The organism is Aquimarina agarilytica ZC1, from assembly GCF_000255455.1.
Classification (GTDB): Bacteria; Bacteroidota; Bacteroidia; order Flavobacteriales; family Flavobacteriaceae; genus Aquimarina; species Aquimarina agarilytica.
Map to the genome: position 1 here is coordinate 30215 of NZ_JH621260.1, position 26537 is coordinate 56751.

The 26537-nt window shown below is 33.7% G+C and carries 19 protein-coding genes; 5 read left to right on the top strand and 14 right to left on the bottom strand.

The features are described from left to right. Positions 1–163: 163 nt before the first annotated feature. The gene (locus KQA_RS0209775; protein WP_010180598.1) at positions 164–1132 is read right to left on the bottom strand and encodes a Gfo/Idh/MocA family protein; all 969 of its coding nucleotides are present in this window, start codon (positions 1130–1132) and stop codon (positions 164–166) included. 9 nt (positions 1133–1141) lie between these two features. Continuing rightward, positions 1142–1723, bottom strand: a complete 582-nt coding sequence (locus KQA_RS0209780) for an acyltransferase (protein WP_010180600.1) — start codon at positions 1721–1723, stop codon at positions 1142–1144. 208 nt (positions 1724–1931) lie between these two features. Between KQA_RS0209780 and KQA_RS0209785 the strand changes: the two genes are divergently transcribed. Further along, on the top strand, positions 1932–2291 hold the full coding sequence (locus tag KQA_RS0209785) for a hypothetical protein (protein ID WP_010180602.1): 360 nt from the start codon (positions 1932–1934) through the stop codon (positions 2289–2291). Between the two features lie 43 nt (positions 2292–2334). Here the strand turns inward: KQA_RS0209785 and KQA_RS0209790 are convergent, their stop codons facing one another. From KQA_RS0209790 to gcvP, 4 genes are all read right to left on the bottom strand, one after another. Beyond that, positions 2335–3537 (bottom strand): glycosyltransferase, encoded by a 1203-nt coding sequence (locus tag KQA_RS0209790; RefSeq protein WP_010180604.1) that lies wholly within the window; start codon positions 3535–3537, stop codon positions 2335–2337. A gap of 27 nt (positions 3538–3564) precedes the next feature. Next, the gene (locus KQA_RS0209795; RefSeq protein WP_010180606.1) at positions 3565–4620 is read right to left on the bottom strand and encodes a 3-oxoacyl-ACP synthase III family protein; all 1056 of its coding nucleotides are present in this window, start codon (positions 4618–4620) and stop codon (positions 3565–3567) included. Positions 4621–4660: 40 nt separating this feature from the next. Beyond that, on the bottom strand, positions 4661–5026 hold the full coding sequence (locus KQA_RS0209800) for a group III truncated hemoglobin (RefSeq protein ID WP_010180608.1): 366 nt from the start codon (positions 5024–5026) through the stop codon (positions 4661–4663). Positions 5027–5466: 440 nt separating this feature from the next. Continuing rightward, on the bottom strand, positions 5467–8313 hold the full coding sequence (gene gcvP / locus KQA_RS0209805; RefSeq protein ID WP_010180610.1) for an aminomethyl-transferring glycine dehydrogenase: 2847 nt from the start codon (positions 8311–8313) through the stop codon (positions 5467–5469). A gap of 118 nt (positions 8314–8431) precedes the next feature. On the opposite strand from gcvP, the gene KQA_RS0209810 reads away from it, so the two are divergent. Further along, on the top strand, positions 8432–9241 hold the full coding sequence (locus KQA_RS0209810; RefSeq protein ID WP_010180612.1) for a hypothetical protein: 810 nt from the start codon (positions 8432–8434) through the stop codon (positions 9239–9241). On the opposite strand, the gene KQA_RS0209815 is transcribed toward KQA_RS0209810, so the two are convergent. From KQA_RS0209815 to KQA_RS0209835, 5 genes are all read right to left on the bottom strand, one after another. Next, positions 9230–9508 (bottom strand): hypothetical protein, encoded by a 279-nt coding sequence (locus KQA_RS0209815; protein WP_040396265.1) that lies wholly within the window; start codon positions 9506–9508, stop codon positions 9230–9232. The genes KQA_RS0209810 and KQA_RS0209815 overlap by 12 nt on opposite strands. A 21-nt stretch (positions 9509–9529) precedes the next feature. Beyond that, complete coding sequence (locus KQA_RS0209820) at positions 9530–10084, bottom strand: sigma-70 family RNA polymerase sigma factor (RefSeq protein WP_010180617.1); 555 nt, start codon at positions 10082–10084, stop codon at positions 9530–9532. A gap of 44 nt (positions 10085–10128) precedes the next feature. Then, positions 10129–12147: a M3 family metallopeptidase gene (locus KQA_RS0209825; protein WP_010180618.1), complete on the bottom strand. Its 2019-nt coding sequence runs from the start codon at positions 12145–12147 to the stop codon at positions 10129–10131. Positions 12148–13159: 1012 nt separating this feature from the next. After that, positions 13160–13645, bottom strand: a complete 486-nt coding sequence (purE, locus tag KQA_RS0209830; protein WP_010180621.1) for a 5-(carboxyamino)imidazole ribonucleotide mutase — start codon at positions 13643–13645, stop codon at positions 13160–13162. Between the two features lie 77 nt (positions 13646–13722). Further along, the gene (locus KQA_RS0209835) at positions 13723–14880 is read right to left on the bottom strand and encodes a 5-(carboxyamino)imidazole ribonucleotide synthase (protein ID WP_010180622.1); all 1158 of its coding nucleotides are present in this window, start codon (positions 14878–14880) and stop codon (positions 13723–13725) included. Positions 14881–15275: 395 nt separating this feature from the next. Between KQA_RS0209835 and KQA_RS0209840 the strand changes: the two genes are divergently transcribed. The 3 genes from KQA_RS0209840 (at position 15276) to KQA_RS0209850 (ending at position 17673) form a co-directional block, all read left to right on the top strand. Further along, entirely contained in the window at positions 15276–15851 is a 576-nt protein-coding gene (locus tag KQA_RS0209840) for an adenylate kinase (protein ID WP_010180624.1), read from the top strand. Between the two features lie 114 nt (positions 15852–15965). After that, a complete protein-coding gene (obgE, locus tag KQA_RS0209845; RefSeq protein WP_010180626.1) occupies positions 15966–16961 on the top strand; it encodes a GTPase ObgE in 996 nt (331 codons plus the stop codon). Positions 16962–17154: 193 nt separating this feature from the next. Then, the gene (locus tag KQA_RS0209850; RefSeq protein WP_010180628.1) at positions 17155–17673 is read left to right on the top strand and encodes a DUF4136 domain-containing protein; all 519 of its coding nucleotides are present in this window, start codon (positions 17155–17157) and stop codon (positions 17671–17673) included. A 116-nt stretch (positions 17674–17789) separates the two neighbouring features. Here the strand turns inward: KQA_RS0209850 and KQA_RS0209855 are convergent, their stop codons facing one another. The 3 genes from KQA_RS0209855 to KQA_RS0209865 all read right to left on the bottom strand — a co-directional run bounded on the left by KQA_RS0209855 (position 17790) and on the right by KQA_RS0209865 (position 26533). Further along, positions 17790–18758: a biopolymer transporter TonB gene (locus tag KQA_RS0209855; protein ID WP_010180630.1), complete on the bottom strand. Its 969-nt coding sequence runs from the start codon at positions 18756–18758 to the stop codon at positions 17790–17792. A gap of 39 nt (positions 18759–18797) precedes the next feature. Further along, the gene (locus tag KQA_RS19565; protein WP_010180632.1) at positions 18798–25121 is read right to left on the bottom strand and encodes an alpha-2-macroglobulin family protein; all 6324 of its coding nucleotides are present in this window, start codon (positions 25119–25121) and stop codon (positions 18798–18800) included. A gap of 263 nt (positions 25122–25384) precedes the next feature. Next, the gene (locus tag KQA_RS0209865) at positions 25385–26533 is read right to left on the bottom strand and encodes a DUF1624 domain-containing protein (RefSeq protein WP_010180635.1); all 1149 of its coding nucleotides are present in this window, start codon (positions 26531–26533) and stop codon (positions 25385–25387) included. Positions 26534–26537 lie beyond the last annotated feature (4 nt).

The window sequence follows — 26537 nt, forward strand, 5'->3', positions numbered from 1 at the left end:
AAGATCAAATAGTTAGTAATGCAAATTAGAATTGGTAATTTGCTATTACAAGATACTTGAATCGGATGAAATTGTAGGAATTTTTAAAGAAATACTTTAGTAGAAAAATTAAGCCATTCAATGCAATTGAATGGCTTAATTTTTTATTGTTGTTATAAAGGTATTAACGCTTAAAAGGGTGATTTACTGAAGGTAATTTGGCAAAAGGATGGTATTCATCTTTTAAAACTTCAGGTGTAGCATGACGCAGTTGATGGGCCAACTCTAAAGATTTTAAGGTTTCTGAAATCCCAAATCCGTCACCTGATAAAATGTGTTTGTAGGATTCTGTATGTAAATCGGTAAAACCTGCGCTAAATTCTAAAGCTTCATTGTCAATTGTTATGGTTCTGAAAGTACGTTGATCTTGGTCTATAGCTTCTTGAGGTAAAGTATCTGAATTGATAGAAAGAAACCAGCGAACATTGGCATTTTGTAAATGTAACACGCCAGAAGCTCTATCATGCTCCATAAGGTGAACGGTGCTTTTTTGAACATCTCCAAAAATCCAAATAAGCATATCAAAAAAATGAATACCAATATTAGAGCAAATTCCTCCAGATTTTTCCATAGCTCCTTTCCAAGAGGCGTAATACCAATTCCCTCTGGAGGTGATGTATGTTAAGTCAACATCATGAATTTTATCTTTCGGGCTATGGGCAATTTTTTCTTTGAGAGCTATTATTGACGGGTGTAAACGTAATTGTAAAATGGTGTTTACTTTGTTGTTCGAATCTGCTTCTAATTTTGCTAAGGCCTCGGCATTCCATGGATTTAATACCAAAGGCTTTTCGCAAATGGCATGGGATCCGTTTCGTAAAGCAAAGCGGACATGAGCATCATGCAAATAATTTGGCGTACAAATGGACATGTAATCGATAGATTGCTGCTTGTCTAATCGGAGTTTTTCAATATGCCTGTCAAAACGCTCGAATTCAGTAAAAAATTTGGCCTTTGGAAAATAAGAATCAATAATGCCTACACTATCATTAGGATCATAGGATGATAACAATTCATTTCCAGTATGCTTAATCGCTTTTAAATGTCTGGGGGCCACAAAACCTGCAACTCCCATAAGGGCAAATTTTTTCATTGATATAAGTTAAACGGGTGTTACTCCGTTTTTTGTTAATTTATATTGTTCACCACTTTCGGGGCATGTAGCTATTTGGTGTTCATTAAATTGTAACCGATGTCCGTATTTGCTCACCCAGCCAATTTGTTTGGCAGGGTTGCCAACCACAAGTGCGTAAGGTAATACAGGCTTTGTGATTACAGCTCCAGCTCCAATTAAGGCATAACTGCCAATTCTGTTTCCGCAAATAACGGTGGCATTAGCGCCAATAGTGGCTCCTTTTTCAACGTAAGTTTCTAAAAATTGTTCTTTACGAACAATAAAACTTCGAGGATTAATAACATTGGTAAATACCATGGATGGACCTAAAAACACATCATCTTCACATATTACCCCAGTGTAGACAGATACATTATTCTGAATTTTAACGCCATTTCCTAGTTGTACCTTAGAGGATACCACTACATTTTGACCAATATTACAATTGTTGCCTATGCTTGCATCGGACATTATATGTGAAAAGTGCCATATTTTTGTTCCATCTCCAATGTTGGCTTTAGGGTCAATAACCGCAGACTCGTGAGCACTATATTTTTTTAGGTTATCCAAATAAGTTGTATTTTACCCGCGAAAGATACTAATTTGGATTTTTTTATGGTTTATTAATTTTTGATTTCTGGATGTAAATTTTCGAAAAAAGTATGTCCCTACAGTGTTTATTTAGGGGATTTAATTTTTTTGAACATAGTTTATGTTAATCGAATACTATTTTAAAACATAAAATTATTATATTTAATGAAAGTAAAAAATATTGAAAATGAGACACTTGAAAAATGTTGCTGTGACGTGTTTGTTATTTGTTTTTGCTCAAACGCTTCAAGCTCAAGATATTGCTAATCCATCGGAATCTGTTAAAAAGAGTGTGATTAGAAATGTAAAAACACTGAAAAACAAATTAGTTTTATCGGTAAGTCAAACGGAAAAAGTTACCGAACAAGTAACAAAGTATGAAACGGCAAAGCATGATATCTATATGTCAAAAGATGCTATGGATTTAAAAAATAAAAAGCTTTCGGAATTGGAAGAGGAGCATCACAAAAAAATAGAAGAGGTGCTCTCTGAAGCGCAACGTAAAAAGTTTTTGGCTGCTATTGCGGATTCTAAAAAAGGAGTTTAAAATAAACAAAAGCGCGCGATTGGTTGTAACTGATTGCGCTTTTTTATTTTTGTCTGTTTTCCAATGCATCATATATTTCTAAAAACTGTTGATCCTTTTTTTGTTCATACAGATGAAGCAATGCTGTTTTTCCATTAGCGCCTAATCTTGTTCTAAAGTCACTGTTTAAAAGTTGTGTTATACAGTTCTTGAAACTTTCGTAATCGGAATAAATTAATCCGCATTGAGCATCTTCGATTAGTGATTTTTGAGCTTTACTAGCGGTGGCAAGTATTGGAATTTCTCCATACATATATTGAAAAAGCTTATTGGCAACACCAGAGTCATGCTGCGCATTAACTTCAAAAGGAGCTAAGCCTATGTCAATTTTTTTTAAATAGGCAGGTAAAAACTTTACATTGGCCCAAGGAATATAGGTTACGTGATTTTTTAGTTGATCACTGTGTATGTAAGTGTTAAAATCAGCTTTGTCAGCTTTGTCCACTGGGCCAATAATAAGTAATCTAAATGCTAGACCTTCGGTTAAAAGAGATTGTACCCATGGAAGTATATCAATAATACCTCTTCGTTTGGCTACTACACCAAAATAAAATAGTGTAGGTATTTTTGAAGTATATGCTACCTGTAGTTTTTGATTTTCATAATAATTAAAACTTTCTAAATTGGGCATATTTGGATGTACAAATATCTGCTGGGGTTTTAAAAATGAGAATCGTATAATTAAATCAAGTTTAAAACTGTCACTTAAAACAATAAGTTTATCTGCATACTTTAAATAAGTAGCCTCTTTAGTATACCATTTTTTTGGTTGTACTATCAGTTTACGCCAACCTTTTATTGCCCATTGGTAACTGTTAATAGCAGCAGGGTAATTTTCATGTAAATCCAGTGTAAATGGAATTTGTTGTTTGCTTTTTTTTATGCCTAAGTGAGTAGCTTTGCTCATGTATAAGTCATGAGCATGTATAGTGTCTAATTTAAAATTGATTATAAAATTAGCAATATGTTTAGCCCAAAATTGTTCGTAAAAACTAAAATTGGTACTAAGTAATACTAATAAATCTTTAAACTTCTTAGGAAGTTTTATGCGGGTTACAACAATATTTTCATGAACATTGTAATTTTTGCCAAAATCAAAACAAAGCACGTAAACTTGATGCCCTTTATTTAAAAGTAATTGAATTTCCTTTTGAACCCGATGATCATGGTCAAATTCATTATCTAGAACAACGCCAATTTTTAGCATACATTTTTTTAAAATTAATAGCTAATTTTAATGTTGGTATACAATAGCATTGATATTCATTCCCGCACCAACGCTAGCTAATAAAAGAACATCACCTTTATTAATTTCATGAGGAGCTAATTGGCCTGTAGTAATTAGATCATAAAGTGTAGGTACAGTAGCAACACTACTATTTCCTAGTTTGTTAATACACATAGGCATAATGTTTTCGGGCATTTTCATGTCAAAAAGTTCATAAAAACGTTTTACAATGGCCTCGTCCATTTTTTCGTTAGCTTGGTGTATTAATATTTTTGACACGTCATTGATGGTAAATTTGCTTTTATCCAAGCATTTTTTCATTGCTAAAGGAACATTGGTAAGTGCAAATTCATAGATTTTACGGCCGTGCATTTTAATATAATAGCTATCATCGGCTTCAGGAAGGTAACTATTTCCGTTAAAAATAAAATTAGCCTCATCTAAAGTGAAACTAGCCGTTTCGTGACTAAAAATCCCTCCTTCATCATCTGTTTTTTCAATAATACTTGCTCCAGCACCATCGGCATATATCATAGAGTCTCTATCATGCGGGTCAATAACACGTGATAATGACTCGGCACCTATAACTAAACATTTTTTAGCAATTCCAGCTTTGATAAATGCATTGGCTTGAATCACACCTTCGACCCAGCCCGGGCATCCAAAAATAAGGTCATAAGCAACACAGCTCGGATTTTTTATTTGTAGCTTTTGTTTAACACGAGACGCTAAGCTAGGAATCATATCAGCCTTTCCATCTCCATATTTAACATCACCAAAATTATGAGAAACTATAATATAATCAATGGTTTCGGGATTGCATGATGCTTTTTCAATGGCACGTTGAGCAGCCACATACGCCATGTCCGAGGTGTTTAAATGTTCGGCAGCATAACGGCGTTCTTCAATTCCGGTAATAGCTACAAACTTTTTTATAATGACCTGATTGTTTTGTTTAAAACTGGATCCGTCAGCATTCAAAAAAGAATGATTTTCAAAATCTTCATTGGCTACAACTTTGTTAGGTATGTAGCTTCCAAGTCCTGTAATTTTAATGCTCAATGTGAGGGTGTTTTTAATTTTAAATACAAATTTACAAAACCTAAACGACTTTAGTTTTCATAACCGTAGCAATTGATAGTGCATTTGTTTTTAATTTGTTAGAAATAAGACCGCTAAAGTGATTGTCAACGGTTTCATTTAAGAGGTGTATCCATTGATCAAAGTGAGCATATTGCATAGGAGATTTAACATGAATGTTTTTATGAATTTCAAGTAAATTTTTTGAATAAGTTCCTTTGTGGAATAAATTATATTCCCAAAAATCTAAAATAATAGGAAGGTGAGTTTCTAAATCTATTGGAATAATTTCTGTAAAGAAATATCCTATGGAAGCATCTGCAATTGCTTTTTTGTAAAAGGAATTAAAAATTAATTCTAAATCTGTACGATTTTGGATATCGGTCATCTGTTATGCTTACGTCATTTTGTAATGCAAAATAAGGAACTGATTTAACTTTTATGTAATTCAATTAAGGTATTAAGTAAAATGTTCAGATGTCGGGATACATTTTGTAATAAGGAGAGAGTAGCTAATGCGTTGTTTTGTTTGATTTGTATGATGTTGAAATAAAGAGATTGTCTAGTCTAGTGATTTATATATGTGTAAGTTCTCAACAAGCTTGCATCATTTAAATAAGTTATTTATAAATCAAAATGTTCAACAATCTCTTATCGGGGTTAAGGGGTAAATAATATATTTTTATATATAACGCTTGAAAAGTAAAATACCCTACCACCTTATTAAATAATTTGTAGTCTATTCTTACGTAAGCGATAAAATAAAAAAACCAGTTATCTAATAAAAATAACTGGCTTAGTCCTTTATGTAAATTCTATTGTTTGTTGTTAAGCATAAGCTTCAATAGGAGCGCAACTACATATTAAATTACGATCTCCATGGGCTTCATCAATTCTGTTTACACTAGGCCAAAATTTATTTTCGCGAATGTAAGCCAATGGATATGCCGCTTGGTTACGCGTGTATGGGAAGTCCCAGGTATCTGCAGTAAGCATGTCTAAAGTATGCGGAGCATTTTTTAATAGGTTGTTTGGAGTTTCTAATGACACGGAGGCGATTTCTTTTCGAATAGAAATCATAGCGTCACAAAACTGGTCTAATTCTGCTAGACTTTCACTTTCGGTAGGTTCAATCATTAGTGTACCGGCAACAGGAAATGAAACTGTTGGTGCGTGAAATCCATAATCCATAAGTCTTTTGGCAATATCCGAAACTTCAATACCTTGATTTTTAAAAGGCCTACAGTCAATAATTAATTCATGTGCAGCTCTATTCATAACACCAGAATAAAGTGTGTCGTAATGACCAGCAAGTCGTTCTTTGATGTAATTGGCATTTAAAATAGCATTCTCAGTAGCTTTAGTAAGTCCTTTTACGCCAAGCATTTTAATATAGCCATATGATATTAAACAAGCTAATGCAGAGCCAAAAGGAGCTGCCGAAATAGCGGTAATGGCTTTGTTGCCGCCAGTTTTAACTAATGGGTTGCCGGGTAAAAAAGGAACTAATTGTTCTGCAACGCAAATTGGTCCTACTCCAGGTCCACCGCCACCATGCGGAATAGCAAATGTTTTGTGTAGATTTAAATGGCATACATCGGCGCCAATAGCTCCAGGGTTAGTTAAGCCTACTTGGGCATTCATATTAGCACCATCCATGTATACTTGACCACCATGTTGATGTATAATACTGGTAATTTCTTTAATTTCGGATTCAAAAACACCATGTGTAGATGGGTAAGTGACCATCAATGCAGCAAGCTTATCTTTATGCAACTCTGCTTTTTCGCGTAAGTCATTAACGTCAATATTGCCATTGGCTGCAGCTTTGGTAACAATTACTTTCATCCCTGCCATTACTGCGGATGCAGGATTTGTTCCGTGAGCAGAAGAAGGAATTAGACAAATATTTCTATGATGATCGTTATTAGATTCATGGTAGGCTTTTATTACCATAAGACCAGCAAACTCACCTTGAGCACCAGAGTTTGGTTGTAGTGAAGTCGCACTAAAACCTGTAATCTCCGAAAGCATATCTTCCAATTTTGAAAGTACTTGTTGGTATCCAGCTGCTTGTTGTACAGGGACAAATGGATGAATGTTATTCCATTGAGCATTACTTAGCGGCAACATTTCTGCAGCAGCGTTTAATTTCATGGTACAAGAACCTAAAGCAATCATAGAGTGGGTCAAAGAAAGATCTTTACGTTCAAGCTTTTTAATATAACGCATTAATTCAGTTTCCGAATGGTAAGACTGAAATGTGTCGTGTGTTAAAAATTCGGTATTTCTTTTAATACCATTATCGATTCTCGCATTAGTTTCTAGCGATGTTATTGCTATATGCTTATTATTTTTTAAGGAAGCAAAAACAGCGCAAATAGTATTAATGTCTTCTATAGATGTAGTTTCATTGATGGCAATTGAAACTTGATTCTTATTTGGATAATAAAAGTTTAAGTGTTGTTTTTCGGCTTCTACTTTTAATTGTTCACTATCATTAACTTGAAAAAGTAGGGTGTCAAAAAACTGATTGTTTAGCTGTTGATAACCTAATTGAGTGATTTCTTTTTCTAAGCTAACTGCTTTTAAGTGGATGTTGTTAGCAATTGCTTTTAAGCCTTTAGGGCCATGGTATACGGCATACATACCAGCCATTACGGCAAGTAGTACTTGTGCGGTGCATATATTTGACGTGGCTTTATCACGTTTAATATGTTGCTCCCTTGTTTGTAAGGCCATACGTAAAGCACGTTTTCCTTGTCTATCCTTGGAAACGCCAATAATTCGACCGGGAATGTTACGTTTGTAAATTGCTTTTGTGGCAAAATAAGCAGCGTGTGGACCTCCATATCCCAAAGGAATTCCAAAACGCTGTGTGGTTCCAACAACGACATCTGCCCCCATTTCTCCCGGGGCTTTTAAACTTACCAAGCTCATGATATCTGCAGCAAAGGCTACTTTTATATCATTGTTTTTTGCCTTGGAAACAAAATCGGTATAATCAAATAATTCGCCTGTTTTTCCGGGGTATTGTAGTAATACACCAAAATAATCGGCTGAAAAGTTAAATGATTGATGCGAATCTATAACAATTTCTATATCCAAAGGAATTGCTCTAGTTTTTAATAAGGAAATAGTTTGCGGTAATGTTTCTTCGGAAACAAAAAACTTAGTTGCGTTATTTTTTTTCTGTTGGCGATTACGTAAAGCAAAAAGCATGGTCATTGCTTCGGCAGCAGCGGTACTCTCATCAAGTAAAGAAGCATTGGCTAACTCCATGCCTGTAAGCTCAACCACCATGGTTTGGTAATTTAGTAATGCTTCAAGTCTACCTTGGGCTATTTCGGCTTGGTAGGGAGTGTAGGCGGTATACCAACCTGGGTTTTCTAATATATTACGTTGAATAACAGCAGGTACACAAGCTTCGTGATATCCTAATCCGATATAAGATTTAAAAACTTTGTTTTTTAAGCCTAATTCATGAATGTGTTTTAAATAATTATATTCAGAAATGGCTTGTTCAAGTTTTAATGGTTTTTGTAATCGAATACCATCGGGAATAGTCTCGTAAATTAATTGTTCTAAATCGTTTACTTGAACGGTTTTAAGCATTGTTTCCATTGCTGATTTTGAAATACCTATATGGCGATCACTAAATTGGGGAATATTCATGTGCTAATACATTGAATTTTAGGCTGCAAAAATACGCATATTATCTAGTAGATTTTACAAAAAAATAGCGTACAATTGTTAAGTTTTCAACTTTTGCATATAGATTATTAACAAAGTGATGAAGCGTTTTTTACTATCTGTTTTTCGGTTTTATATTGAAGCAAGTATTCATGTCTCCTTGGCTGTATTTGCTTTGTTTCAAGTTTTTTTATTAAAAAATGAACTTAGATCTGATTTGTATTTGTCAGGAGTGATTTTTTTTGGATCCATAACGGGGTATAATTTTGTTAAATATGCTCCTGTGGCTAAGTTACATCACCGCAGTTTAACTCGTTTTTTTAAGGGAATCCAATTTTTTTCTTTGATCAGTTTTTTGGGGTTAGTCTTTTTTGGATTAAAATTGCCTTTAAGGACATTGCAAGCTTTTGCAATAGGTGGAATTTTTATTTTTTTATACGCTATACCTGTGGTATTAAAAAAGAATTTGAGATCACTATCTGGTGCCAAAATATATATAGTAGCATTTAGTTGGGTAATTGCAGTAGTGGTAGCTCCTGCGCTTCATTTTGATTTAGCTATTGATCATTTTTTTTTAATGAATTGTTTGCAAGTTTTTTTACTTGTTGTTGTGTTGATTATTCCTTTTGATATAAGAGATCTAAATTATGATAGTAAAAATTTAAGAACATTACCACAAGTGATAGGAGTTGTGAAGGCTAAATTAGTGGCAGGGGTATTGTTACTATTGTTTTTGTCAATAGAATTTTGGATACAAAAAAAGCCTGAAGCATTATGGGCTTCAAGCTTAATAAGTATTTTAATGGCTTTTATGATTTATAAAACTTCGACAACTAATTCGAAATTTTATTGCTCCTTTTATATAGAATCTATACCTATTATTTATTGGGTACTTGTATTAATTACCTGACTGCTGTTTAGCAAGTTCTTTTTCGAACATGCTTTGTAAGTTGCTTTTTTCATTAACTTCCATTGCGCAGGATGTTTTAACGTCACTGTTTTTCATAGCTTTGGTAAGCTTCCTGTTATTGCTAGTGTATTTTTGGCATACCTTGCAAAAAACCAAATGAATACTAAGCTTAATTTTTTCTAATAAAGTGGCTTCATTGTATTGTGATTTGTCGCATACGTGTTGAGCTTCCTCGCAAGGGACAAATAATTTGTAGTTTTTTTTCATCGACATATTCATAATAATAAATTAAAACCAATTTTTTTCCATGCAAGTAGCCATCGCAGTCCTTGCTCTGTGGATAATTACCCATAGATTAGACGCAGTAATATTAAATTCATTACAAATTGTTTCTGTGTCAAATCCATCAATTGTTTTCATTCTGAAAATAGTGGCTTGTTTTTCGGGTAGCTTATCCAAACAATTATGTATGGCTTTTCCAAGTTCGTTATTCTCAATTTTGTTTTCAGCATTGGAAGCATAAGGGTCCGCTACGCGTTCTTCTAACCAATCTCCTTCCGTTTCGGAGTCCGAATTATAGGTCATTCGAACTTCTGCTTTTCCTTTATTGCTATTTATTTTGCGATAATGATCAATGATTTTTCTTTTTAAAATTGAAATCAGCCAAGTACGTTCGGAAGCTTCTCCTTTAAAATTTTTCATTGAACGTAAACCTGCAAAAAAAGTTTCCTGTACAATGTCTTTGGCAATTTCTCGATCATCTACACGAACAATAGTATAGTTGAATAGGTAATCACTATACTTTTTTATCCATGTGTTGGGGTCTAATTGATGTTCAGCCATTTTTTTTAAATTGATACCAAATGTAGTAAAATATTGCTTTTAAATTACGCTAGACCAGCTCTTTTAAGTAAAGCTTCATTTGTAGGCTTTTGGCCTCTGAAATTTTCATAGAGTTTAGCAGGGTGTTCTGTGCCTCCTTTTTCAAGTATTTCTGTCTTAAATTTTTTAGCTACTTCGGGATTAAATATTCCTTTTTCTTTAAAACAAGAAAAGGCATCAGCATCTAATACCTCGGCCCATTTGTAAGAGTAATAACCGGAAGAATAACCTCCTTGAAAGATATGTGCAAAAGAGGTACTCATGCAATTTTCTGAAACATCTGGGTATAATTGCGTGTTTTTAAAAGCTTCGGCTTCAAATGATTTAACACTAAAATCTCCTGTAGGCGGATTAGTGTGCCAGGCCATATCTAACAAGCCAAAACTCAATTGGCGCAGTGTGGCCATACCTTCGTGGAATGTAGCAGATTCCTTTATTTTGTCAATATATTCCATAGGTATGAGATCTCCAGTCTCGTAATGATGTGCAAAAATTTCAAGGGCTTCTTTTTCAAAACACCAATTTTCCATAATTTGACTAGGAAGCTCTACAAAATCCCAAAAAACGCTTGTGCCAGATAGGCTAGGGTAAGTAGTGTTGGCTAACATCCCATGTAACGCATGACCAAATTCATGAAATAATGTGGTTACTTCGTTAAAAGTAAGTAATGAGGGTTTTGTGTTTGTAGGTCGAGTAAAATTACAAACAATAGATACATGAGGTCTGTGGTTAATATTGTTTTTTAGTTGTTGTGATTTATATGAAGTCATCCATGCACCAGCACGTTTTCCTGGCCTTGGGTGGAAATCAGTATAAAATAATGCAATAAAATCCCCTTTGGAATTATGCACGTCATATACCGTTACTTCGTCATTATAGGTATCTGCAGTTGTGTTCTTTTTAAAAGTAAGGTCAAATAATTTACCTGCTATAGTAAAAGCGCCATTTAAAACATTGTTTAGTTTAAAATAAGGCTTTAATGTTTCATCGTCTAAGCTGTATAATTTTTGTTTCAGTTTTTCACTGTAATAAGCACTATCCCATTTTTGAAGTTGATCAATACCATCTAATTCCTTAGCAAATTTGCTAAGGTTTTCAAATTCTCTTTTGGCTGCGGGGGTGGCTTTTTTTAAAAGATCATTAGAAAAATCATATACATTACTAGCTGTTTGAGCCATACGTTCTTCTAAAGTGAAGTGTGCATGTGTGTCATAACCTAGTAGTTGAGCTCTACTTAATCGTAAATGAACAATCTCTTTGATAAGCTTTTCATTATTGAATTTGTTGTTTTTAAAACTTTTAGCTCCAAAGGCAATGGCTAATTTTTTTCTGAGATCTCTATTGTCAGCATATTGCATAAATGGAATATAGCTTGGGTAATCTAAGGTAATTAACCAACCTTTTTTTTGTTTGCTTTCAGCTAAGCTTTTAGCTGCTTCTTTAGTTCCTTCTGGCAAGCCTTTTAAGTCACTTTCATTAGTGATTAACAATTCAAAATCATTAGTATCTGCTAGTAGATTTTGCCCAAATTGAAGTGTTTTTTGAGCTAAATCTTTGTCAATTGATCTAAGCTTTTCTTTGTCTTCACTGTCTAAAAGTGCTCCATTTCGCGTAAATGATTTGTAATGTTTTTCTAAGAGTTGTTGTTGTTCTTTAGTTAAATTAAAACTTTCTTTAGTATCATAAACTTGCTTTACTTTTTGAAACAAGATTTGATTTAAAGTGACATCATTTCTAAATTCAGAGAGTATTGGAGAAACTTCTTGTGCAATTTTTTGTATTTCATCATTTGTTTCAGCACTATTTAAATTAAAAAAAATGCTTGAAACTCTACTTAAAAGATCCCCGCTATAATCTAAAGCTTCAATAGTATTTTTAAAAGAAGGCTGTTCTTTTGCTTTGCAAATATGGTCGATCTCATTTTTTGCTAATTCAATGGCATTTTGAAAAGCAGGTAAAAAATGTGATGCGTTAATTTTAGAAAAAGGGGCGCTATCAAATACAGTTAAAAGAGGATTATTCATCAGATGCTTTTTTATACAAATATAGTTCTACGGATGTTAAAAAATTATAAATATAGGTTGCAATAATTTTATTGAACGAATTTTCGTTGTAAATTAGAAAAAATAAGAAGTGAAATCAAACACTAAAACGTTTGAAAAAAATAAATTAATGTATTTTGTCGAACAATAATGCTTTTTGTCTTGTTTGTTTGATTCTTTAGCTTATATTTGAATGTGTAAAAAACGGACCTTACGAAGTTTTGTGTAATATATTTAAGTTGGTTAATAATATTTATTCTTCATAAAGTAAGGTCCTATTTGTAAAAAAAGCTATTCATTTCGAATAGCTTTTTTTTTGTGGATTAATTAATTGTGTTTTAAACTTAAGTATATGTCGTTATAAATTAAGTTTAGAATACAATTTATAATAGTACGTGTAATATTTATATCATTGATTTTCAATTATGTATTTGGGTATAGTGTTTTTTGACTGAAATAGAATATGCAAAAGTTGAGGTTGCTTTATGACTTTTGAGAAAAGGAATAATTTAATTTGTTAAAATTGAGTTGTTTGTTCGTGTATTTAATTATTTTAAAATTTAATTAATTTTCACTGAAAACAGGGGGTTTTCAATATTAGAAAATCTTGATATTTGATGAATGTAATATCGGGGTAACTTTTAACAGCATAAAAATGCTTTTTGTCTAACAAAAACGAATTTAATCGATATTTGTGTAGGTAATTGAGAATTAATTATTTGTTATCTCTGTTGTTAACATACTTTTGTAAAGGCTTCAAGGTTGTGTAAATATTTAAGTTGGTTACTTTTTTTCATTATATGAAGCCAAAAAAAGTGGATGTGTTAAAGCATCCACTTTTAAATAAAAACTGATATTAATCAATGAGTTTTTAAGATTTTTATTGTAGTAGTTTGATAAAGGTTATTGTAGACTATCCAGTTGCAGGACCAAAAGCTTATCTAGGGGGTAGATATAATAAGTACAGTGACTGATTTACGAGATAACCTTTGTTTTACTTACTAATTTCATCTGCTGTTTGTAGCACTTTTTCTCTTAGTGATTTTTTGTAATCTAAAATTCTTTTCTGAACTCTATCACTTTTTGTTCCTAATATTTGTGCTGCTAATATACCAGCATTTAAAGCACCATCAAGGGCAACTGTTGCTACAGGGACACCTCCAGGCATTTGTAGAATGGATAGAATAGAGTCCCATCCGTCAATTGAATTTCTTGACTTAACAGGTACACCAATGACCGGTAAAGGTGACATTGAGGCAACCATACCAGGCAAGTGAGCAGCGCCACCAGCACCAGCTATAATAACAGTAATTCCTCTTAAGTGAGCATTTGATGAATATTCAATAAGTTTTTCAGGCGTACGATGAGCGGAAACAATGTCCACTTCAGTTTCAATAGCCATTTCCTGTAAAAAATCGATAGCTTGTTGCATTATGGGCAAGTCACTTTTACTTCCCATTATCACTCCTACTTTATCCATACGTAATTGTATAACTTATTATCTAATTGTTTAATTTTTATGTGATTGATTTACTAAGTTAGCAAATAATAAGCGCTTTAGCTACTTATTACTTTGATTGTTCGTTTTACTTTTTCTGCTATTTTTCGAGCTTCACTTACATCGGGGCTAACAATAGTTACGTGTCCCATTTTTCTAAATGGTCGGGTTTCTTTTTTACCATAAATATGAGGTGTCACTCCTGGTAGTGCCATAATGCTCGCTATATTTTCATAGCATACGTTTCCTTCATGTCCTTCTTCGCCGACAAGGTTAACCATTACGCTAGCCACTTTACTATCTGTGTTGCCTAACGGAAGATCTAGTACGCTTCGTAAGTGTTGTTCAAATTGATTTGTATAGCTTGCTTCAATAGAAAAGTGTCCACTGTTATGTGTTCTTGGAGCAACTTCATTAACTAGTATTTCGTTGTCTTTAGTTTCAAACATTTCTACAGCAAGTATGCCAACGTGCTCAAAGCTTTCTGAAACTTTTTTAGCTACTGCTCTAGCTTTTTTTGTGACTGCCTCACTAATACGAGCAGGACAAATAACATATTCTACTTGATTTGCTTCGGGGTGAAATTCCATTTCAACAACGGGATAAGTTTTTACTTCTCCAGAAGGATTTCGTACAACAATAACACCTAATTCATTTTTGAAATCTATAAGCTTTTCAGCAATACACTCTGCATTAGGGAGCTTGTCTAGATCGGAAATGTGCTTTATAATACTAACGCCATTACCATCGTATCCACCTTCGGTACATTTCCAGACAAAAGGGGGGGTGATTTCTCCATTTTGTAAGGCTTTAATTAATGTTTCCTTAGAGTCAAAATGAATAAAATCAGCAGTAGGGATCCCTTTTTCTTGATAAAAAAGTTTTTGTTTCCCTTTGTTTTGAATTTTCTTTAATGTAGCCGCAGAAGGGAATACTTTTTTTCCTTCAGATTCTAATTTTTCAAGAGCTTCTACATTTACAGCTTCAATTTCAAAAGTAAGTATATCAACTTGCTTTCCAAAATTATAAACGGTATCATAATCTAATAAATCACCTTGTTCAAAATAATTACAAGCTATTTTACATGGAGCTTCATTACTAGGATCTAGTACATGAGTTCTAATGTCGTATTTACGAGTTTCGTACAATAACATTTTACCAAGTTGTCCACCTCCTAATATTCCTAACGTAAAATCAGATGAAAAGAAATGTTGCATAAACGTGCGATTTAATCTGCAAAATTACTTTTTTCTTTTGTACTAAGCTGAACTCATCTTGACTTTTTTGGATTAATAAGAAAATTATGATTTTCTATTAGTTATTCTCATTGGGCTTATTATTTGATAGGTGTTCTTTGTTCATAGAAAGAGCGATGTTTTTTTAGTATATAACAGGAGTGTAAATTGTTTATTTGTAAAATTTTGAAGGTTGAGTACAAGTTTAGGATTCGATATTTTTATAAATGAATAAGACTTAGGATGAGTTTTTTTGTAATCATCAAGGCTTAACGGGTAAATCACTATCTTTGCGTTTCTTAAAATTTATAGTAATCATCAATTTTTAGGTATAGTATTTGGTTGCTGATACTTAAATATTCATTAAAAATAAATAAATGACAAACGTAGTACTTTTTGGACCTCCAGGTGCTGGTAAAGGAACACAAGCTGAATTTTTAAAAGAAAAGTATCAATTGGTACATATTTCTACAGGTGATGTATTTAGATACAATATCAAAAATGCGACTGAGTTAGGAGTTTTAGCTAAATCATATATTGATAAAGGCCAGTTGGTTCCAGATGAGGTTACTATTAATATGCTTAACGCTGAAGTTGATAAAAATGCTGCGGCAAAAGGTTTTATTTTTGATGGATTTCCTAGAACAGAAGCTCAGGCAGAGGCTTTAGCAAAGTTATTGGAATCTAAAAATACAGAAGTGAGCGGAATGGTTGCTTTGGAAGTTGATGATGAAGTATTGGTGGAGCGTTTATTAGAGCGAGGTAAAACTTCGGGAAGAGCCGATGATGCCGATGAAAGCATTATTAGAAACCGAATAAAAGTGTACTATGCCGAAACTGCTATTTTAAAAGGTTTTTACGAAAAACAAGATAAATATCACGGTATTAATGGAGTGGGGAGTATACCAGAAATTACGGAGCGTATTAGTACAGTAATTAATACATTGTTATAAATAAGTACAGGGTACTGGTACTAACTGATATATTTGGTTAGTTGTTTTTGGATTGCCTGTTTAATACTATACGCTTAGTGCCTAATGCTATGTGCCATTTACTAAATAAAAAAAATGACTGAAGGGAATTTTGTGGATTATGTAAAGCTACACCTATCTTCTGGAAACGGAGGGAAAGGATCAGTGCATTTACATAGAGAGAAATACATTACCAAAGGAGGACCCGATGGTGGTGATGGAGGTCGCGGAGGTCATGTTATTTTACGTGCTAATCCAAATATGTGGACATTACTTCCTTTAAAGTATAAACGACACATAAAAGCAGGGCACGGTGAACATGGAAGTAAAAATCGTAGCTCGGGAGCAGATGGTAAAGATGTATATATTGATGTTCCTATGGGAACAGTGGTAAGAGATACAGAAACACAAGAAATATTGTTTGAGCTAGTTGAGCAAGGACAAGAGATTGTTGCCTTACCTGGAGGTATGGGAGGTAAAGGGAACTGGCATTTTAAAAATAGTGTGAACCAAACACCTCGTTATGCCCAACCAGGCATTCCGGGATTGGAAAGTGATGTAACCCTAGAATTAAAAGTTTTAGCAGATGTTGGTTTGGTAGGGTTTCCCAATGCGGGAAAATCTACACTATTATCTGTATTAACAGCGGCTAAACCAAAAATAGCGGATTATGAGTTTACTACCCTAAAGCCTAATTTAGGGATTGTTAAATACAGAGATTTTCAATCATTTGTAATAGCAGATATTCCTGGGATTATTGAAGGAGCAGCAGAAGGAAAAGGAATTGGTCATCGTTTTTTACGTCATATTGAACGTAATTCGACATTGTTATTTTTAATTCCTGCCGATGCACCAGATATTGTTGAGCAATATCATATTTTATTGGATGAGCTTAAACGCTACAACGCGGAAATGTTGGATAAGCAACGTTTTGTAGCGATATCTAAATCAGATATGCTGGACAATGAGTTAAAAACAGAAATTACTCAAGAGATGGAGCAAAGTTTAGGTGTACCATTTATGTTTATTTCATCGGTTGCCCAAGAAGGTTTGGTTGAATTGAAGGATGAACTTTGGAAAATGCTACAGTAAAAAGGAAGGTCTATTACATAAATATAATCAAAAACCCTGCTATTCATAAGAACAGCAGGGTTTTTGTTGATTAGTGTTCAGAACTCAGATTAGACTATGTAATGGGCATTGAAAGTATCATAAAAACAGCTGTGACGAGTAGATTGTCACTTTTTTGGCTTACTTTTTGACAAAATCATGGTAAATTTAAGTTATGAGACAGTTTTTATATACATGCCTAGTTTTAATAGTAGTTTCGTGCTCGGGGCCTAGAGTGGCTTATGATTATGATACTAAAACCGATTTTTCTAAATACAAAACCTATAATTATTATCCAGACCTTAAAACTGGCTTAAGTGATTTGGATACCAAACGCTTACTTGATGCCACAGATACAGCGCTTGAGGCAAAAGGATTTTCAAAATCGGAATCACCTCAAGTTTATGTAAATTTTAAAAGTCACAAATACCAAACGCCTTCACGAACAGGTGTTGGAGTAGGCGTTGGTAACGGACCCATTAGTATAGGAGGGACAATTCCCTTTGGCAGACCAGATCAACATGTTCAATTAACCGTTGATTTTATTGATGTCCAAAAGGATGAGCTTTTTTGGCAAGCCGAAGCTGACGATACACAAAATTCGGAACAAACACCAGAAAATAGAGTAGGTTTCTTTAGGGTAATGATGCAAAAAGTGCTTTCTAAATACCCACCAGCTAAAAAGAGTAAATAATAAATAGGAAATGCAAGAGAATCTGTTATATGTTTGTGAACTTTTTATTTTGATTTTTAGTGATGTTAACGGGCAAGTTGTTGTTAAAGACTGATGTTTTTTTTAATCGAAAATAATTAAAAAGAATTTTTTTGAGTGTCTGAAACGATTGCTTTTTTTTGAGTTGTAAATATTATTGGTAAATTGAAACTAAAACCTACTGGTTTTCCATTAAATGTGCCAGGGAAAGTAGCTTTAGGAATAAATTTAAATAATCTCAAAACCTCTTTCTCTAGATCAGGGTGAATACCTAGCGCAGAAGGCTTACTGGGTATTCCATTTTTGTCAAATTTAAATAATAAAAGAGTAGTGACTTTAGCTTCATAAAGATTGTACGTATCGTTTAAATTTTTTTCCGTAGACCAAATTACTTGGGTGTTTATTTTTTTTTGAATGAGCTTATTGATATAGTGTTCAATACATTTCCTCTCGGCTTTATATTTTTCTTCTAAAGAATATTCTTTACCAAGTTGATGACATCCACTGTAAATAGGTAATGTACAGGAATTGTTCAATTTTGTTTCATTGGATATATGAAGAGAATAATTAGTTTCACCTTTTGTAGAGTCCTTTCGGATTTTTGATAAAAAAACATATTGTTTATTTAAATATTCGTTAAACAGAGGATTGTCTTTTTTATTAAAGTGAATTTTTGAACAAAGAAATTTTAATTTTTTTGTAAATATTTTTTCTCCCTTAATATTTGAGCTTAGTAGATTGGTGTTAACTCTACCAGAGCTTTTGATCCAAAATGTTAATCCAAAGGTTTTTGTGTCAGAAGAATTTAATTTTTTTATGATTTCTTGTCCAATATGATCAGTAATATATTTATGTATCGATTGTTTAACTTTCTGTTCAAATTTTGTTTTTTCAATGGAAGGATTATTTAATTTTGAAAAAACGGCAATATTTTTCTTTTTAAAGCATTTGGAATAATTTGTGTTTTCGCACTCATTAAAATTAAATGTCAGATTATTAATCGTTTGAGCTGTTGATATGTAGTTTATTAATAGAAAAAATACAATAAAAGTTTTTATAAAATGCATTTATTTTAAGTTAGGTTCAAAGTTCTAAATATAAAGAAATTATTGTTCTAAAATATGAATACGTTGCCCAGCAGAATGACTACTAAACTCAGGAGCATACATACACTGTAATGTGGTGATGCCATTTGAAAAACTACCTGATTGGTTGGCAATTACATCATATTCTAATACATAAGTTCCTTTAGGCAAGCGGTCAATAAAAAAGTGTGTCGCCACATCTTTGGTACTTTGGTAATAGGCTAAACGCTCTTTGTATTCATAGCCAGATAGTACTTTTGTGGGTTCAAAACCACTGGCACGCATGTCTTTTAAATGCACAAATTCCATATCGTTAGCACTTTTTACCAATAAGCGCACCGTAACTTTATCGCCAATTTGTAATGGCGTACTAGGAGTAATACGTTTTAATTCAGTACCCTTACTGGTGGTCACTTTTTTGTACAATTCTTTGTCTATAGCTAGTGGTGATTTATCATCGGTTTTAATATGATCTAAATCTTCGAAATACTGCCAGTAATAGCCACCGTAATTGGTCACTTTTCCTTTGTTGGAAACACGAATAGTTTTAAAATCTGGTGTGATTTCATCCGAATTCCAATGGGTTTTAAAATAGCCTGTACCTTGTTCTTTTTCGGTAGCTAACAATTTTTTGGTGGCTATTTTATTTCCACCAACTGTTATGTTAGTATTATCTTTTAGTGAAAGCCAGTCGGTTCCTTGTAACAATAAAGCATAGCTGGCATCGGCAGTTTCAATTGTGGTTTCCCAACGGTTGGTACGTTTGTTTTTTAGTAAGAATATCTTAAGCTCTTCAATGTATTTTTTAGGTTGTTTGGTTTCACTAAAAGCTTCAATAAGTAAAGCCTGAGTGCTGATAGCAGATTGGTACCACCACCAAGAGTTGGTGTTTTCTTTCCAATACATTCCGTTTTCCTTTGAGTTTACGGCAGATTCGATTAAAGCGGTTAAAATTTGTTGCGTAACGGGGCTTTTTTCAAAACGATGTAATGTTAAGGCTAGCAAACCTTTTTGATAAATGGAGCGTGACTGCCAGTCTGTTTTTTGAAATGTTAAAGCTTTAGTAATAATCGTTTTTACTTCTCCCTTTAAGGGGAAGCGATCCAGATAAAAACTTCTCGCGTAAGCAAAATGAAGTAACTGCACTTGCTTGAAAAATCCATCGGGAGTTTTGTGATATTTTAGGTATTCGTTGTACTTGTATAGTAAGTCCGCATCTAAAAAACGAATCATATTTTTAACGATGTTATCCGTTTTTGTACGTTGTTGAGTAACGCCTAATTTTTCCAAATGCCCAAAACCGATTAAAATATGTCGGGTAATATATGGATTAGCGCGACCGCCATTAAACCAAGGGAAGCCTCCGTTTGATTTTTGTAATTGACGTAGTTTATTAATGGATTTTTCTTGATTTCGAGCTGTTTTGTTAATATCAAAAAGTGTGGCCAAACGCTGTTGCTGTTCGGTTTCGGATTTAGCTTGTTGTAGCCATGGGCTTTCCGAAATTAAAATTTGTTTTAAGACTTCATTTTTTTCTAAAGGACTTTGTAAACTTCCATTAGCAGCCCAACTATCAAAAACAGTTTTAATTTTTGGTTGCGAATTAATAATATGTGCCGCCATAGTATTGGCATATAAGCGTGAAAATGTTTGCTCACTGCATTCATGCGGAAACTCCATTAAATAAGGAAGCGATTTAATAGCTACCCATGCTGGATTTGAGGTGTACTCTAATGTAATGGTATGCGGTTTTTGTGTGCTGCTATTAGGTTCAAAATTAGTTAATGAGTAAGTCTCAGTTTCGCCAGGACGTACCCAAATAGGAATACTTTCGGTAACCAGCATACGGTTGGAAAGTACAGGGATAATCTTTTCTTCGCCATCAGTATATTTACCTGCTTTAGCGACAATTTTGTATTGTAGGGCAGATAAATCGGCAGGAATAGCAATTTTCCAACTCACAGCACTATTGCCATTGGCATCAATATTAAATGGCTGCGTAGTGTTTACATGTTGTAGTTGTTTGTTTATGTTTTTTCCATTAGTAGGATCGGTCCAGTCGAGTAGTGCCGTTCCTTTTATAGAGTTGTCGGTCAGATTGGCAATTTTAGCAGTAAAACGTAAACTATCTCCCTCGCGTACAAAACGAGGAGCGTTAGGAATAATACTCAATTCTTTTTGCGTAAGTGTTTGAGCATTGAAGGTGCCCGATATGGCTTGCGGGGTGTGAGCAAGTAAATTAAAATTCCAACGAGTAAGGGCTTCGGGAGAGGTGAATTCAAATTCAATTTCCCCTTTTTTATTGGTACGTAAATTAGGCAAAAAGAAAGCCGTTTCCTGTAAATTAGTTCGGGCTTGGATGTTTTTTAGGTCTTCAATTTTTTCTGAAGCTTGTTTTTCTTCTTCAGGTAGGGGAGGTTTTTTTCTGGAAAAGCCTATTTCTTCATCTTCTTCTAATTCTAAATCTTCAGACGAATTAAGCATCATTGAAGATTTTTGAGTGTGTAGTGACTTACGAGCCATGCTGTTGGTGACAGCTCCTGTTAATTCACTTTTTTTATGAGTACCGTAACCGACGACTATTATTTCATTTAATGAATTGTGATCTCCTTCAAGGTTCACTTCGAAATAACTAGTATTTCCTTTTATTAAAATTTCCTTTTTTATGTAACCTATGTATTCAATTATCAAAACGTCATTAACTTTAACGTCAATATTAAATTCTCCATCAAAATCAGTAACAGTATTTAATTGGGAATTTTTTATTGTAATGCTCACCCCCGGCAGAGGAATGTTATCAGTAGAAATTACACCACTTATTGTTCCCCTGTCTTTAAATTTTATTTTTTTAGGATGGTTTACTTTATTTTTCAATTCCCTCAAATACTTTCGGTAATTCCAAGAATTAATCACATTAAAATCAAAGCCAAAAAGGTTTAGGTATTCTTTAGGGATATCAGGATAATTGAGTCTGGCAATGGCTTGTCTAAAACTAATGGATGTTGTATTTAACCGCTGCATGTCCGAAGGCAATGTCGGACTCGGAGTGTAGCTATTAAAACCAAAGTTGGTAGCCCAAGAATGTTTTCTGAATTGATCCAAAGAAGCATCGTACATTGAGGCTAAGGCTTCGGCATTAAAGCCTTTTTTATCGGAACTTTCAATGCTAAAACTCCAGGTTTCTTTACCGCCAGGAGTAATTTTATCGGTAAAATGTTTTTTGGTAATACTTAAAGTGATGGGTTTTTTACTCAAATCAATAGTATCTTGAGTGGTATAGAAATGATTAAAAATTTGATAGGTATATACCACGGTAAGCTTGGTGTAGCTTAGGTTTTTAAGCGGAACAAGAATTGATTTACTCCCTTTTTTTAAAGCTATTTTTTGTTTCGAAATAGAAATATCGCCATCAAAAACTTCTACAAAAGCGGTCAAATTAGGGGCAGATGTTTTGATATCAATAGCTAGTTTGGAACTATTGTTATTAACCATTTTTGCATGGTGAGTAAACAGTTGTTTGTCGGCAGGAAAACGTTGATCAATATGCTCGAGTGTGATTAGTTTTTCGGTTTTAGTATCCGCTTTAGTTATAGGATCAACACTGGTAACAACAATTAAATACTTACCCGAAGGCCAGGTTTTAAAATTATCAATTTTTATAGTTTCGTTATCCGTATTTTTAAAAGTACGGTCGTAAAAACTCCTTCCTTTTTGCCAGTTTTGGGCATCATTCTCATTAGTAAAAGGAATATGGGGGAATTGCTCAATAAATGTGCTTTTATCAATATTTTGAATATCTGGCGCAGACCAAGGGCGTACATTTAAAAAACGATCGGGTGCTTTTAACTTAAAAATTTTGAGTGTGCCATTGCTTTTTATAGGGTTTCCGTTAACATCGGTGGTGTTAATGCTTAGGTTGTTTGATTCGTGAGATTTCCATGTTTCACTAGTATTAATTGTAGTTATTAAATTTTTCTCGGCTACTTTTATCGTAGTAGTTGCTTCACGTGTTTCGGCATTAAGGTCAATGACTTTGGCCGCTATACTATAATGGTATATTTTGTCCTTAGTATCCGCTTCATCAGTTTCTGCTTTAAAACGAATTGCAAAATCTCCTTTATGGTCAGTGGTAAGTTCGCCAACGGCGATTTGTTTACTTTCATTACTGGTAGGTCTACTCCACCAATAGGCGCGATATTGTGTGGTTCGGGTAACAGCATAGTTTACTGTAGCATCAGTAATTGCGGTGCCTAAAAAAGCTTTGGCATTTCCAGTAACTTTAATACTATCTAAAGGTTTGTAAATTTTAGTAGCTGGTAAAAAAGAAACCTCAAAAGTAGGGCGTTTGTATTCTTCAACAGAAAAAGAAATAGTTGCGTTGTAATTTCTTTTTCTATTCTTAGGATTTTCTATCAGAGCACTAATAGTAAAGTTGCCTGTGATACCTGTTTCGGGGAGTTTAAATTCGCCATGGACGGATCCATATTCATTAGTATAAAGTTCTGTGGTATGTACTTTTTCGTTGTTAGTATCGCTAACCTGAATACGTATCTTTTGATTTGGAATTACGGTACTTTTTTTATTTTCTTCACTAACGGCAATGGCTTTAAAATAAACGGTTTGACCTGGTCTGTAAATAGCGCGATCTAAAAAAAGTAGTGTTTTAGAACGGTAATCATTTTGTTCGCTTAGATAATCTTTGTCCCGCTCATTATTATATACATAATCCGAAAATTGTAAGGTGTCTGTTGCGGTACTTATCCTAATTTGTTGGCTTTGATAATGATTCTTTTTTTGCACCTCATAATTACCCCATTGATCGGTAGTGTAGTTTTCTGTGGTATATTTTTTATTACGACGATCAATTTCTGTTTTTATACGAACTGCAGCATTCACCAAAGGTTCACCGGTATAGCGATCAGTTACTTGGTAACGATTGCTGTTTTTTAAGTTCGTTTTATTTACGCCAATGCGAGTTACTTTTACATGATGATATTTAAAGCTAGTAGTTAAGCTGTCTGTTTGTATACGAAAAACATAGTTTCCTAACGGAAGTTGAGGTACGCTCACTTCGGTACTGTAGGTATTGTGATCTTTTTTTGGGGGAAGGTTATAGGTTTTAGTAAAATGTAATTTACGTTTGGCGAGGTAGGCTTCGGTGAGCGAATCCCTGTTGTTATAACTAATTTGATTCAATTCAAAATCAACAGGAACTTGATACGCATTTAAAGTGAAATTTTGACAATTAGTGAATGTGGCTTGAGCTAAATGGGGTTGGTTGGGTAAGTATTTATCCTGTGTTAACCAATTCAATTTTTTTTGAAGTATTTGATTTTTTAGATTTTTGGCTTCAATAAGCGTTTGTGTGTTTACTTTTTGACTTTCAATACCGGCAATTAAGTCTAAGGCTTTTTGGTTGTAGTCTGGGTATTTAAAATTGCCATCTTCATTTTTGGCAAAGGAAAGATCGCGGTAGGCTTGCGCTAATTTGATGTCAATAGTAGCCATATCTTTAGCTTTAGAAAATTCTTTTCGTAGGTTTTGTAAACTTTCTAAATAAAGTGTTTCTGTGGTGTTTCCAATATGATTTGCTTTTACAAAGGCAAGTCTTTCCAACGCATTTTCTACCCAAGCGGTAGTGCTTTTTTGTTGCGAATGTATTTTTTCGAGTTGCTGGTAGGTGCTAAGCGCTTTAAATAGTAAAGAGTTGGTATCTGTGGTGCCTAACTTGCTTCCCACAAAAGTGGAAGAATTAGTAAAATAAGCTGCTGTATTTATTAAAAACTCATCTTTAGGCGTGTGAGCTCGGTTCCTACTATTTTTGTAAAATTTAAGGGCTTTATGGGCTATAATATCATAAGCGGTAGGTTTGTATTTTCGCGAAATAGGCACGGTAACCAGTAATTCACTAATAGTTTTGGTAGGAACATCGGCCAAGGTTAGTGCTGGGAGTAATGCTTGTTGATAATTAAGGCTAATTTGATTTAGAAAAGTGTTTATATCCCAAGTCTGATAGTCTTTTAATTGAGCATCTTCGGTAGTTGTTCGTTCATTAATACGCCAATAATTGTCATTTAAATAGCTTTCTAAAAAGTGCGCCATATACATATGTAATAGCTGTTTGTTAGGGAAAGCTTGTTTCGTAATTTCTGCGTTTACCTCATTAAGTATAATTACTTGCGACTTTTCGTCCACTATTTGCATGAATTTCCAACGAAAAAGTAAGCTTTTAAGTTGCTGTACCTTGTTTTTTTGCTGTGTCGCTTTTTTGTGAAGCTCGTTAACTTTTTCAAGTGCGGTGCTCACTTTGCCATCAATTTCTAATTGTTCTATAGTTTGCCACATAGCGGTATAATTTTTTTTCTGGGCACTTAGCGTAGCAGTGATGCTTATAAAAAAACAAATACAAAAAATAAGAGCGCGCGTCATAAGTTGAAACAGAATTCGTTAAAGAGTAAAGCAAGTGAAACTTTAGTTAAAGATACTAACTTTGGATTTACTTGTTGCAGATAACGAATTCAAAGTATACAAGTTGTTTTTTGTTGTTTAGGGGATAGCTGTTTAATTTGGGTTGAATAGTTTAGTCGCTTATATTTTTTGTTTGAGGCCTAGAAATATTTAATCAATTTTGAAGTGCTTTTGCGTTTGTAATTAGCAAATTTTTTGGTAGGATAATAAAGTGCAATGGCCAGTAATAAAGCGATTAACCATATTTGATAAACATGGTTAATTCCAAAAGCAGTTCCTTGGTTGGGGCCAAAAACAGACAATAAGACTTTGTAGGAAATAAGCAAGATATACAAGTGGATTACGTAAAAAAACATTGGAGCCGACCCATATATTTTAAGGATTTGTGTAGTCGTTTTAGAAGCATTTTCAAAACAAAACAATAAAATTGAACTTATGCCGAGTGTTAACAATAAGTAATCTAATGATGGTGGGTATTTTGTGTAATTTAGAAAATGCATGGTTGAACTTATAAAATTTGACTGGGGATGCCAAGGGAGTGTTTCACCATAAGTTGTAAATCCTCTTAAAATTATCAATACTAATAATGACGAAATGCCTGAAATTAAAAGTGTTCGTTGTCTTTTTTTAGCCAATACATCATGTTTAAAAATAGGGCCGCAAAAGTAACCAAACAGGATAACACCTATCCAAGGAAGGACAGGGTAGGAAGCCTTTATTTTTATAAAATTGTTAGTCATTAAAAAACCTCTGTCGTGCAAAATAGTCCAAAGGCTATATCCAAATTCGGAAGGCTCAAAAGCGATAGGGGCTAATAGATTATGCCCAAAAATAATGAGTAAGCCTATGGCTCCTATCCCTATTTTTGGAACTTTTGCAAATAATAAAAGTCCCAAACAGATCATGCTAATACCAATAGCCCAAATAACTTGTAAATACAATGTGTGGTAGGCTCCATACCACGAAAAATTGATTAATGTAGCTTCTAATAGGATTAATAATAAGCCTCTTTTTAATAAAAAAGAACTTGCAGGGCGTGTTGGTTTATTGATTGGGTTGGCATATAGCCAAGCAGATAGACCTGTTAAAAACACAAAAGTTGGTGCACAAATGTGTGCGGATAATCTTGTAAAAAATAGACTAGTACTTATTTCGCTTATTGTTAATGGGTCCGTTATTGGATGGTGCGAAAAAAATCTTTCACGGACATGATCCACTAACATAATTAGCATTACTAAGCCGCGTAACATATCAATTGATGAAATCCGAGAAGGTTTTTGAGTTCTCATAATG

Bases quoted from the DNA above. Each gene is read 5' to 3' on its own strand.
- KQA_RS0209815 (WP_040396265.1), bottom strand. From the start codon at position 9,508: ATGAAAAAAAACTACAAATTATTTGTCCCTTGCGAGGAAGCTCAACAC.
- KQA_RS0209785 (WP_010180602.1), top strand. From the start codon at position 1,932: ATGAGACACTTGAAAAATGTTGCTGTGACGTGTTTGTTATTTGTTTTT.
- KQA_RS0209820 (WP_010180617.1), bottom strand. From the start codon at position 10,084: ATGGCTGAACATCAATTAGACCCCAACACATGGATAAAAAAGTATAGT.
- purE (WP_010180621.1), bottom strand. From the start codon at position 13,645: ATGGATAAAGTAGGAGTGATAATGGGAAGTAAAAGTGACTTGCCCATA.
- KQA_RS0209865 (WP_010180635.1), bottom strand. From the start codon at position 26,533: ATGAGAACTCAAAAACCTTCTCGGATTTCATCAATTGATATGTTACGC.
- KQA_RS0209825 (WP_010180618.1), bottom strand. From the start codon at position 12,147: ATGAATAATCCTCTTTTAACTGTATTTGATAGCGCCCCTTTTTCTAAA.
- KQA_RS0209850 (WP_010180628.1), top strand. From the start codon at position 17,155: ATGAGACAGTTTTTATATACATGCCTAGTTTTAATAGTAGTTTCGTGC.
- KQA_RS19565 (WP_010180632.1), bottom strand. From the start codon at position 25,121: ATGTGGCAAACTATAGAACAATTAGAAATTGATGGCAAAGTGAGCACC.
- KQA_RS0209775 (WP_010180598.1), bottom strand. From the start codon at position 1,132: ATGAAAAAATTTGCCCTTATGGGAGTTGCAGGTTTTGTGGCCCCCAGA.
- KQA_RS0209810 (WP_010180612.1), top strand. From the start codon at position 8,432: ATGAAGCGTTTTTTACTATCTGTTTTTCGGTTTTATATTGAAGCAAGT.
- KQA_RS0209840 (WP_010180624.1), top strand. From the start codon at position 15,276: ATGACAAACGTAGTACTTTTTGGACCTCCAGGTGCTGGTAAAGGAACA.
- obgE (WP_010180626.1), top strand. From the start codon at position 15,966: ATGACTGAAGGGAATTTTGTGGATTATGTAAAGCTACACCTATCTTCT.
- KQA_RS0209855 (WP_010180630.1), bottom strand. From the start codon at position 18,758: ATGCATTTTATAAAAACTTTTATTGTATTTTTTCTATTAATAAACTAC.
- KQA_RS0209835 (WP_010180622.1), bottom strand. From the start codon at position 14,880: ATGCAACATTTCTTTTCATCTGATTTTACGTTAGGAATATTAGGAGGT.
- gcvP (WP_010180610.1), bottom strand. From the start codon at position 8,313: ATGAATATTCCCCAATTTAGTGATCGCCATATAGGTATTTCAAAATCA.
- KQA_RS0209800 (WP_010180608.1), bottom strand. From the start codon at position 5,026: ATGACCGATATCCAAAATCGTACAGATTTAGAATTAATTTTTAATTCC.
- KQA_RS0209790 (WP_010180604.1), bottom strand. From the start codon at position 3,537: ATGCTAAAAATTGGCGTTGTTCTAGATAATGAATTTGACCATGATCAT.